Source organism: Butyrivibrio sp. NATIVEDY162 (assembly GCF_045999815.1).
GTDB lineage: Bacteria > Bacillota > Clostridia > Lachnospirales > Lachnospiraceae > Butyrivibrio.
On sequence record NZ_CP172573.1, the window covers coordinates 593,552 to 605,219 of the forward strand.

Annotated in this window: 10 protein-coding genes; all 10 read right to left on the reverse strand. The window is 40.4% G+C overall.

What is annotated here, in order from left to right; genetic code table 11:
* The 10 genes from ilvB to ACHCNF_RS02485 all read right to left on the reverse strand — a co-directional run bounded on the left by ilvB (nt 1) and on the right by ACHCNF_RS02485 (nt 11,633).
* The gene (ilvB, locus tag ACHCNF_RS02440) at nt 1–1,635 is read right to left on the reverse strand and encodes a biosynthetic-type acetolactate synthase large subunit (RefSeq protein WP_408071211.1); all 1,635 of its coding nucleotides are present in this window, start codon (nt 1,633–1,635) and stop codon (nt 1–3) included.
* A gap of 123 nt (nt 1,636–1,758) precedes the next feature.
* A complete protein-coding gene (locus ACHCNF_RS02445) occupies nt 1,759–4,332 on the reverse strand; it encodes a homocysteine S-methyltransferase family protein (protein WP_408071212.1) in 2,574 nt (857 codons plus the stop codon).
* Between the two features lie 37 nt (nt 4,333–4,369).
* On the reverse strand, nt 4,370–5,464 hold the full coding sequence (locus ACHCNF_RS02450) for an acyltransferase family protein (protein ID WP_408071213.1): 1,095 nt from the start codon (nt 5,462–5,464) through the stop codon (nt 4,370–4,372).
* A gap of 19 nt (nt 5,465–5,483) precedes the next feature.
* Complete coding sequence (gene atpC, locus ACHCNF_RS02455; protein WP_408071214.1) at nt 5,484–5,909, reverse strand: ATP synthase F1 subunit epsilon; 426 nt, start codon at nt 5,907–5,909, stop codon at nt 5,484–5,486.
* Between the two features lie 41 nt (nt 5,910–5,950).
* Nucleotides 5,951–7,360 carry a F0F1 ATP synthase subunit beta gene (gene atpD, locus ACHCNF_RS02460; RefSeq protein ID WP_408071215.1) on the reverse strand — a complete coding sequence of 470 codons (1,410 nt, stop codon included), beginning with the start codon at nt 7,358–7,360 and terminating at the stop codon, nt 5,951–5,953.
* A gap of 13 nt (nt 7,361–7,373) precedes the next feature.
* Nucleotides 7,374–8,306 (reverse strand): ATP synthase F1 subunit gamma, encoded by a 933-nt coding sequence (gene atpG, locus ACHCNF_RS02465; RefSeq protein ID WP_408071216.1) that lies wholly within the window; start codon nt 8,304–8,306, stop codon nt 7,374–7,376.
* An 11-nt stretch (nt 8,307–8,317) separates the two neighbouring features.
* Entirely contained in the window at nt 8,318–10,117 is a 1,800-nt protein-coding gene (atpA, locus tag ACHCNF_RS02470; RefSeq protein ID WP_408071217.1) for a F0F1 ATP synthase subunit alpha, read from the reverse strand.
* A 23-nt stretch (nt 10,118–10,140) separates the two neighbouring features.
* On the reverse strand, nt 10,141–10,632 hold the full coding sequence (locus tag ACHCNF_RS02475) for a F0F1 ATP synthase subunit B (protein WP_408071218.1): 492 nt from the start codon (nt 10,630–10,632) through the stop codon (nt 10,141–10,143).
* Between the two features lie 40 nt (nt 10,633–10,672).
* Nucleotides 10,673–10,894 (reverse strand): ATP synthase F0 subunit C, encoded by a 222-nt coding sequence (atpE, locus tag ACHCNF_RS02480; protein ID WP_408071219.1) that lies wholly within the window; start codon nt 10,892–10,894, stop codon nt 10,673–10,675.
* 55 nt (nt 10,895–10,949) lie between these two features.
* Nucleotides 10,950–11,633, reverse strand: coding sequence for a F0F1 ATP synthase subunit A (locus ACHCNF_RS02485; RefSeq protein WP_408072179.1), 684 nt, complete (start codon nt 11,631–11,633; stop codon nt 10,950–10,952).
* Nucleotides 11,634–11,668: the final 35 nt, after the last annotated feature.

An 11,668-nucleotide genomic window follows, 5' to 3' on the forward strand; every position in this document is an offset into this window, starting at 1 on the left:
TCACTTTGCAAGATCCATAGGATCAACTACTACTTCACAGAGTACACATTCATCATTTTTCATAAGCTCATCTACCAGCTCCTCAGCCTCTTTCTGTGATGAGGCTCTAAGGTATTTCATGTCATAAGCTTCAGCAATCTTATCAAGCTTAGGTGTGTTGTGAAGCACTACCATGTTATAACGATCATTGTAGCTGTAGTGCTGATACTCACGGACCATACCAAGGTATCCGTTACAGAAAACAATTATAGAAGCTGCTATTCCATACTGTCTCATTGTAGAGAGCTCCATCATGGACATCTGAAAGGCACCATCACCCATTACAGCAACTACTTTTTTCCCGGGGGCTGCAATTTTCGCACCGAGAGCTGCCGGTATGGAATACCCCATTGTTCCCATTCCGCCGGAAGTAAGGAATCTTCCGTCCCTTACAAGATGCCATCTGCATGACCATATCTGGTTCTGACCTACATCAGCCACATAAATCGCATCTGACGGCAGCTTCCTTGAGAGATTCTGGAGAAAGGTCATGGGATCTACATATTTTGTAGTATCAATTACAGGCCTCTTCTCAATCATCTCCTGTTTATATTTTTTCAGAGTATTGATCCACTCCGTTCTCTCATGGATAAGGTCTTCTTCCTCTTCAAACTCATTTATCTTTTTGAAAATATGCTTTATATCTCCTACAAGCGGAATAGTCGGGCCTACATTTTTTCCTATCTCCGCAGGATCCACATCAATATGGATAAGAACCTTGTTCTCTGTAATAAGATCAGGTCTATTAACTGCTCTGTCGGCAACGCGTGCGCCCACCATCAGAAGAAGGTCAGATTCGTTAAGCGCTCTGTTTGCACAGGGTCTTCCGTTATTTCCCACCATGCCAAAATAGTAAGGATCCTCTGATGCCATAACACCTATTCCCATCATGGTTGAAACTACAGGGATACAGTTGTCCTTAACAAATTTTCTTATCTCTGACATGGCACCTGCAAGATGTACGCCGCCACCTACGCAGATAATAGGTCTCTTAGCTTTTGCTACTTCCTTTACAACCTTCTTTATCTGTGCAGCATTCCCCTCAACTGTGGGCTTATAGGTTCTCATGTTGACCTTTTCGGGATATACAAATTTACTGATCTCAGCCTGCTGAATATCAATCGGGATATCTATCAAAACAGGGCCTTTTCGTCCTGTATTTGCAATATGAAATGCCTCTTTAAAAATCCTCGGAATATCATTCACATCACGGATCAGGTAGCTGTATTTAACAAATGACTCTGCAGCACCTGTTATATCGGCCTCCTGGAAAACATCACTTCCAATAAGCTCGGAATTAACCTGACCTGTAATGCAAACAAGAGGTATGCTGTCTGCATAAGCTGTTGCTATTCCTGTTATAAGATTAGTTGCACCGGGTCCGCTGGTAACTGCGCATACACCAACCTTACCACTTATTCTTGCATAGCCGCTGGCACAGTGTGCTGCATTTTGCTCTGTTCTTATAAGAACCTGCTTAATATCCGTCTCTCCAACAGCATCGTAAAAGGGTGCAATAGCTACACCGGAGTATCCATATATAACTTCAACCTTTTCCTCTAATAGGCACTTTGCAATGGCCTGTGCACCAATCATTAGTATTCCTCCGTTATTGTTTATAGTAATAATAGACTTAAAAAATACCTAAAACATAAGCCAACTAATCTTCGATAATTCATAAACATATTATCGCATTTATAAGATATCCATGTCAAAAAACTAAATGTTTTTGATAATATTCTTTACAACTACCACGCAGTTTGCTGCATCGGATGAATATCCATCTGCTCCGATTTCCCAGGCATAGTCCTCAGTTACTACTGCTCCGCCTATAAGAATCTTAGCTTTGCAGTTCTTTTCTTTGGAAATCTTAACAACATTTTTCATCTCCTGCATTGTTGTTGTCATAAGTGCCGACAGACAAATAATCTTAGCATCTTCAGCAATTGCAGTATCTACAATTTTTTCGCTTGGAACATCTTTTCCAAGGTCTATTACATTAAAGCCATGGTTTTTAAGCATCAAAGCAACAAGGTTTTTGCCAATGTCATGGATATCCCCATGAACAGTCGCGATAACAATAGTGTCCTTATCTTTTGCACCTTCTGTATCATTTTCATTAAGCAGTGGCTCAAGCTTTGCGATACTAAGCTTCATGGCTTCAGCACTAGCAATGAGCTGTGGAAGGAAATATTTTCCCTTATCAAAAAGATCTCCGACTTCATTTATAGCAGGCATAAGATAATCATTTAGAATAGTCTTTGGCGCGCAGCCTGCAGCTACTGCGTCAAGAGTATCCTTTTCTATGCTTCTTTTGGAACCCTTCATCACATCATTTTTTATTTTATTGTAAAACTCAGTGACCAGGTCAGCCGGCTCATCTAAAGAATTTGCAGGTTTTGAAGTATTATCCTTAGAGGCCGAGCCATCGACTCCGTTGGATATTTTCCCGGCACTGCCATCAGTAATAAGCTTCTGTCCTTTAGGCACGCTTACAACCTGAACATTCATGCCGTCGTATCTGTTCATTCTCTCTATGTATCTAAGATCTGCTTCTTCCTTATGTCTTAAGAGATCTGACGCAAAAGCACTGTTTACAAGAAGCTCCTGCGAGGGGTTACAAATAGCCATGGTTAGGCCATTTGCTATTGCCATAGTCAAAAATGCTGCATTTATAAATGCTCTTTGCGGAAGTCCAAAGGATATATTTGAAAGACCGCAAATAGTGGCAAGTCCGTTTTCTTTGCAGTAGCTTATGGTTGAAAGGGTCTCCAATGCCGCATCAGGGTTTGCGCCTATTGTTGCCACAAGTCCATCAACAACAATATCCTCTTTTGACAGGCCTGCCTCATATGCTTTTTGGCATAGAGTATCAATAAATTCATGCTTTTCCTTAAGACTTCCCGGTAATCCTTTTGGTCCTACGGGGAGTGCAATAAACATTGCACCATATTTTTTTGCAAGAGGAAGAAACCTCTCTGCCTTGTCCTTTTCAAGTGAAATGGAATTTATAAGTGCCCTTCCGGGATATTTTCTAAGAGCCATCTCCATAGTGTTCTCATCACTTGTATCTATGCACAGAGGAAGCGAAGTCAGAGGAATTATCTCATCAAGAACATCACTCATCATCTGCTTTTCATCAATACCGCTCATGCCCACATTGACATCAAGAATAGAAGCACCGTCTTCTTCCTGCTGGGACACGAAATCACATACCATATCAAGCTTACCTTCGCGCAGCTCTGCCTGAAGTTTTTTCTTACCTGTAGGATTTATTCTCTCGCCTACAATCATGAAGGGATCATCTAATGAGAAGGCAACTGTTTTTCTCTCACTTGTAAGGAATCTTACGCCCTCAGTTTTTCTTGAAAAAACAGTTCCATCCCCGTATTGCAGTATATCCGTAGCTATATCGTAATCTTTATACTTATCATGAATTCCCTTTATATACGCGGGAGTTGTACCACAACATCCTCCAATAATAGACGCTCCGGCTTTTAATAGCTTTTCCATCTCTGCCACGAATGTATCGCAGTCCATATCATATTCGGTAGATCCATCCTCTGTGACGACCGGAAGGCCTGCATTAGGCTTTGCAATGATAGGTATATTTGTAACAGAAGCCATGTCAGCAATGATCGATACCATATTGTCAGGGCCTGTACCGCAATTTGCACCAACAGCAGCAGCTCCCAATGATTCCATTACGATGGCAGCTGTCTTTGCGTCAGTACCAAATAAAGTTCTGCCATCACCTTCAAAGGTAAGTGTCACAATAACAGCTATATCCGATACTTCCTTTGCTGCAATGAGCGCTGCCCTGCATTCCTGAAGACTCATCATCGTTTCGACAACGAGGATATCACATCCTGCTTCAACAAGAATTTCTATCTGCTCCTTATAAACATCTATAAGTTCTTCAAACTCAAGGTCGCCCATGGGCTTTAGCTGTCTTCCGGTCATGGTGATATCGCCCGCTACAAGTGCATTGTTACCAGCACTTTCCTTACCAAGCTTAACAAGCCGTGTATTTATTTCTTTTATTTTGTCCTCAAGTCCAAAGTTTATAAGTTTAATTCTGTTTCCTGTAAATGTGGGAGCATAAATTATATCGCTTCCTGAATCCACGTAGCTTTTCTGAAGTTTTCTTATAACATCAGGATTATTTAAAATCCACTCTTCTGTACACGCTCCTGCAGGAAGTCCTTCCTTCATAAGGTTAGTTCCTGTTGCTCCGTCCAGAAACATTAACTTTTTATCTTTGATCAAATTTAAAAATTCTTGTCTAGTCATTGAATGCTCTCTATTCTCCTAAGTAAAAATATGCTAACTATTTTCTCAAATTCTTATTTGAATTAAAAGTGATAAATTTCACCATATAAATCAGTAGTGATATTAATATCGTAATGGTTATCACAATTACAGGTCTTAAATACATAAAAAATGCATTTTCATATGCATCCGGATATACTCTGTCTGTTAAAAACCCCAAAACTGAAATAACCATCACATGATAATAGTAAATGTTTGAAGAAAGGTTCTCTCCAATATATGAAAGAAGACTCCTTGGCTCTTCTGTCTTTTTTGTTTCAATCAGACTTCTATCTGAACCTGCGTCTAAGCCAACTATCAAAAGTCCCAGCACAATAATAAGTGAACCAACATATACCTCAACCTGTCCCCAGAGCTTAAACTCGGCTAAAGTTGAAAAAACTCCTGTTATTACAAGTACACTTCCCAGTGTCATTGGCTGTTTTATCTTTTTAACAGCACCTGACTCTTTCATCCAATATCCAAGCATAGTAAACGGAATTCCAACAAACAGCCAGTTTCTGACAACATACCAGGTCGAGATATTTATTCCAAAGGGCCGTATAGGATAATAGATCTGAAGCATTTCTCCCAAAAACAAAAATCCAAGAAGAATAATTGTCAGGGGTTTTGATAGCACCCTAACTGCAGGCGCAAACATGTAGCATAAAAAATATACATATAAAAGTGCCAGCAAATACCACATATGGTCAAATCCGTAGGTAAAGTCATATATAAATTTTCCGGAATTAAAAAGAATAAGCCTTGAGAATTCAAAACTATTGAATTTTTCTTTAAACCAGGCAGCAGCCCCATATTTTGCAGCCATGGCATATACAAAGGAATAAAGCGTGTAAATAGCCCAAACCTTTAATGTAACTGCTCCGGTTCTTTTTAATTTTCGCATGATATTTCTGCGAAAATTGTCAGTTTCAGCTTGTCCGTTTGCTGAAGACGCAGAGAGATAAACTCCTGCTATAGCAAAAAACATCGGCACACCAAAGCGTGCCAATGCTTCAAATAAATCCCCATAAACAGAGGGAAATTTACAATGAATAAGAATTACGAAAATACATGCAACTGCTTTTATCTTATCAAATGTTTTATTTCTCATCTGCTACCTGTCACTACTATTAGTCTATTCCATAATCCGCAGAATTCTTTAGTCTGCTTAGAGCTCTGGCCATAGCTGCCTGAGCGGAATAATATTCCTTGATGGAGTTGTTCTGTCTCATTTCTTCTTCTGCTCTTTCAAGAGCGCGCTGAGCTCTGTTTCTATCAATGTCTTCCGGCTTTTCACAGGTATCAACAAGCACAATAACCCTATTATTGGCTATCTGCGCTGAGCCAATACCAACAACCGCATCAATTCGATCTCCAATGGCATCTCTGATAGTCATTTTACCATTGTATATAGCAAGCACCATCTCCTCATGATTTGCAAGAATTGCGAACTCACCATCTATACATGGTAAAATAATCTCAGAAGCTCTGTCATCAAAAAACACACCGTTTACAGACATTACCTGCAGTCTGAAGGTTTTCCTTTCCTGTGACACTTTAAATCTCCTTAAATCCCATTATGGTATTCCGGTTCAAGTTACTTTTCTCCGGCAGCACCTTCAAGCTTCTTTGCCTTTTCTTTTACCTCTTCAATTGTCCCTACATTAAAGAAGGCTGCTTCCGGATAGTCATCCATCTTGCCCTCGATAATCATCTTAAAGCCCTTTACTGTTTCTTTAAGTGGAACATAAACGCCCTTTACACCTGTAAAGTTCTCCGCAACGTGGAAAGGCTGTGAAAGAAATCTTTGTATTTTACGTGCACGATAAACAGTAAGCTTATCCTCTTCACCAAGCTCATCCATACCAAGAATTGCAATAATATCCTGCAGCTCTTTGTACTTCTGAAGCATCTCCTGAACCTTGGTAGCTACATAGTAATGTTCTTCACCTACAACATCTGCTTCAAGAATACGACTTGATGACTCAAGAGGATCAACAGCCGGATATATCCCCTGTTCTACAATCTTACGTGATAAAACAGTTGTAGCATCAAGATGAGCAAAGGTTGTAGCAGGTGCAGGATCAGTAAGGTCGTCTGCAGGCACATAAACAGCCTGTACGGAAGTAACAGAACCTGACTTGGTAGAAGCAATTCTCTCCTGAAGTTGTCCAAGATCCGTAGCAAGTGTAGGCTGATAACCAACAGCTGAAGGCATACGCCCAAGAAGTGAAGATACCTCAGATCCGGCCTGAACAAATCTGAATATGTTATCTATGAAAAGAAGCACATCCTGCCTCTCCCTGTCTCTGAAGTACTCAGCCATTGTAAGTCCGGTCTCGGCAACTCTCATTCTTGCTCCCGGGGGCTCATTCATCTGTCCAAATACAAGTGCAGTCTTCTCAATAACTCCGGACTCCTTCATCTCTGTCCAAAGATCATTACCCTCACGGGATCTCTCACCTACACCGGTAAAAATAGAATAACCGCCGTGCTCAGTTGCGATGTTCTGGATCAGCTCCTGGATAAGTACTGTCTTACCAACACCGGCACCACCAAAAAGACCGATTTTTCCACCTTTTGCATAAGGTGCAAGAAGATCGATTACCTTAATACCAGTCTCAAGAATCTCAGCGACAGGACTCATATCCTCAAGTTTTGGTGGCTCTCTGTGAATCGACCAATGCTTCTCACCTTCAAGGCTTGGTCCGCCATCAATAGTATCTCCAAGAACATTGAAAAGTCTGCCCAGGTTATTTCTTCCTACAGGTACACTTATAGGTCCGCCTGTCTGATAAACAGGCATATCCTTGGCAAGTCCTTCACTGGCTGTAAGCATAATGCATCTTACAACATTGTCGCCAATATGCTGTGCAACCTCCATGACGCCTTTTCTCTCTCCGATCATAACCTTGAGGGAGTCACTTATGTAGGGCAAATTACCATTTTCAAATAAAACATCCACTACAGGTCCCATAACCTGTAGGATTTTTCCTTCATTACTCATGTCTGTCCTCTTATTATTTTTTCTGCTTAGCAGCCTTTACTGCCTTAGCTCTCTTAAGAGCCTTAGCACCACTTGCAACCTCTGTAATTTCCTGAGTTATGGCAGCCTGCCTCTGTCTGTTATATTGTTTGGTAAGCTCGCCTATCATAGAGGTCGCGTTTTTATTGGCATTATCCATAGCCATCATGCGTGAATTCTGTTCAGAACAAAAAGTTTCAACCAAAGCTCCGTAAATAAATCCATTTATAAAATTCGGAACAATATTATCAAGTATAGCCTTAGGGCTGGGATCAAAGATAAACTCCTCATTATACGCATCAATAACCCTGTAGCGATTACGAGCATTCTCAATAATATCAAGTGGAAGAATCTTCTCCATCTTAACCTCACTTGATAGAGAATTCTTCATCGACGTATATACAACGTATACCTCGTCAATCACTCCGTTCTTATAGTCATCTATAAGAATGGACGCTATATCCCTGGATCTGTCAAGATTAGGATTCTGGGCAGTATATCTGAAATTCTCTTCGATCTTAAATCCAAGAGATGAAAAATAATGACGCCCAAACTCTCCGACAACATAAAGCTTGTAGTTTACAAGCTGGTTGTTCTCTCTTATGTGCTGTTCAGCCATACGAACCACATTGTGGTTAAAAGCACCTGCAAGTCCCTTATCAGAAGTCAGCACAAGGTATCCCTTAGCTCTTGATTTAAAAGGTATATCATCCGTCGTTTTAAGAAAGATGTCATCAACATCATCAGGAATATGTCTTGATACTCTTGCTATCATAGCTTGTAAAGCATAGAAATAAGGTTCTGTGTCAAGCAACTGTTTCTTAGCTTTACGAAGCTTGTTCGACGAAATCATATACATCGCATTTGTAATTTTCATTGTGTCGCGAATACTTCCGATTCTATCGCGAATTTCTTTAATGTTTGCCACTGAAAATCACCTTAATCCAAAACTAGTTTTTTTCTCTTCTTTTTTAATTCCTGTTTCAAAGCCTCATTATTGATCTTCTCAAACTCATCTGCAGCTTCAAGAATTGCTTTCTTTGTAGCATCAGATAAATCCTGAGATTTAACAAGATCTTCAATAATATTCTTTTTGTTTTCGTCAAAAAATGCCAGAAGCTTTGTCTTATAATCCTTAACCTGATTAACAGGAACAAAGTCAAGCTTGCCACCGTTAGCACATACCAAAAGTATTACCTGCTCATACATTGCATAAGGTCTTCCAAGAGGCTGCTTTAAAAGCTCCATAAGTACACTGCCGTGTCTGAGCTGACTCTTTGTAGTCTCATCCAGATCAGAAGCAAACTGAGTAAATACAGCCATCTCTCTGTACTGTGCAAGATCGATACGGATGCTTCCTGCAGCTTTCTTCATTGCCTTGGTCTGTGCCGCACTACCTACACGAGATACAGAAAGTCCCACATTAACAGCGGGTCTCATACCTTCAAAGAAAAGATCTGACTCAAGGAATATCTGACCGTCTGTAATGGAAATAACATTAGTAGGAATATATGCTGAAACATCACCTGCCTGAGTCTCAATAATAGGCAGTGCCGTAATTGAGCCTCCGCCGAGATCACTTGAAAGCTTGCTGGACCTCTCAAGAAGTCTGGAATGAAGATAGAATACATCTCCGGGATAAGCTTCTCTTCCGGGAGATCTCTCAAGAAGAAGCGATAACGCTCTGTAAGCCACAGCATGCTTGGAAAGATCATCATATATTATAAGTACATCCTTGCCCATAAGCATAAAGTATTCTGCCATGGCAGTACCTGCATATGGAGCAATATACTGAAGAGGTGCACTGTCTGACGCAGTAGAAGCAACGATGATGGAATATTCCATGGCGCCTGCCTCTTTAAGCGTGTTTATCAACTTTGCAATAGTACTGGCCTTCTGACCGATTGCAACATAAACACAAATAACATCCTTACCCTTCTGGTTAAGAATGGCATCCATTGCAATCGATGTTTTACCGGTCTGTCTGTCGCCGATTATAAGTTCACGCTGTCCACGTCCAATTGGAAACATTGTATCAATGGACAATATTCCTGTTTCAAGAGGCTCATTAACAGAACGTCTCTCAACTATTCCGGGAGCAGGTTCTTCAACAGGTCTGTAAATATCTGTCTTGATTTCTTCTTTGCCATCAATAGGATTACCAAGTGCATCTACAACTCTTCCTATAAATGCTTCTCCAACAGGAATACCTGCCTGTTTATAGGTACGAACACATCTGCTTCCCTGGCGGATACCTTCGTCACTGCCAAAGAGGATTATACCAATATGGTCATCTCTGATATCCTGAACCATACCTTTAGTTCCATCTTCGAAGCGGACTATCTCGCCATAGAATGCATGATCAATACCAACAACATTAGCAATTCCGTCACCAACCCATATAGTTCTTCCGACCTCCTTGCCTTCAGCCTTAAGGTCAAAACTGTTAACCCTGTCTCTGATGATGGATACAAGGTTTTCCGCATTGGTGTTCTGTCTTTTCTTAGTAAGTTCAATAAGCTCCTTAAGCTGTCTGGTACGGCCTTCATCACTCCAGTCGTACTCAAAGTTGCCATAGTTTACAACGAAACCACCGCCAACCTTGGGATCATGTATGATCTCAAGCTCAAGATCAGGATTATTAAACTTTTTGGCAAGTGCTTCCTTTATCTGCTGAGCCTGTGAATCAGAAGGTGCTACAGAAGAATATCGAAGCCTTGCAGTATTTTCGTTTATCATAAATATCAAACCTCTGATATCAATTATTCGCTTTTCTCAATGGCCTCAAAGATAAACTTGTTATAAAGTTCCTTATCAGTCTCTTCATCATGCTTTGAAACCGCGATTTTATTAGCAGCATGAACAACAAGATCCGTAAGTTCTGAAACATACGCATCTTTCTCTCGCTGAGCCTCTATCTGAGCATTGTGCTTTGCCTCAACAATAATCTGTTCAGCTTTGCTTTTAGCATCATTTATAATGCGGTCATACTCGTCATATCCGTCTTTTTTGGACTGAGCAACAAGTTCATCGCACTCCCTGCCAACTTCCTGAAGCTTCTTGGCATAGCTCTCTTTAAGCTCTTCTGCTTCTTTTTCCTTTTTCATAGCCTCATCTGTGGCATGTTCAATTTCTTCTCTTCTCCTAATAAGAATTGCATCAACCCTTTTGAATAAAAATAATCTGAACACAACATAAAGGATCAAAAGATTGATCACAGTATATACAATGTTCATAATGCTGATATTTAACACAGTAAAATACTCCTCTCAAAAAGTATCGGGTAGTTCCCTTTTACTTGGTAGCAAACAGAATCATGATAGATACTACGAAACCATAGATAGCTGTAGCCTCTGCAAGAGCGCAACCCAAAAGAAGAAGCTTCATAATCTTGCCATCTGCCTCAGGCTGACGTGCAACAGCATCAACAGCTTTTGCTGTAGCCACGCCGATACCGATACCTGCTCCGATTCCTGTGAATGCCGCTATAGCAGCACCAAGTGTTGTTAAATCCATAAATTTATCCTCCTTAATGTATATGCCGTCTAACCATGGCATTATATTTTTTTATTTATTCCACTGCCTCTTTGATATAAAGACAGGTAAGAAATACAAATACATAAGCCTGAATAAGGCCATCAAAAATATCAAAATAAACTGAAAATGCAGCAGGAACAATAACCGGAACAGCCATTTTCAATAGTTCCATTATAACCGTGGCGCCAATAATGTTACCAAAAAGTCGCATGCAAAGAGACAAAGGTCTGATAGCAAGCTCCAATACATTCATAGGTGCAACTACTGCCATCGGCTGTGCAAAAGATTTAAGCCATTTTCTAAAGCCCTTCTGTATGATCCCTGCAGCCTCTACAAGAATGATACTTGTGAGTGCAAGTCCTGCAGTAACATTAAGATCCATTGTTGCAGGAGTAAAACCAAACAATCCGACAAGATTGGATGTTCCGATAAAAACAAGAACAACAGCCATGAAATCCCTGTACATATAGGCTTCCTCGCCAAGCATTCCTCCCGTTATGCCGCGAAGCCCGTCAGCTATAAATTCTGCAACAAGCTGCCTTGTACTGATATTGTGAAGCTTCATATTACTTGTCAGAAATAGCAAAAACAATGTGACAACAACAATAACACCCCAGGTTACAACTACAGACTTATTAATATCAAAAAAGCCGTTCATAAAGTCAAAGTGAATAAGCACTTTATCCTCTAATAACAGCTCTTTTAACAGTCCTCCAATATCCATAATATACCGTCCCCAAAAACTAATGATAA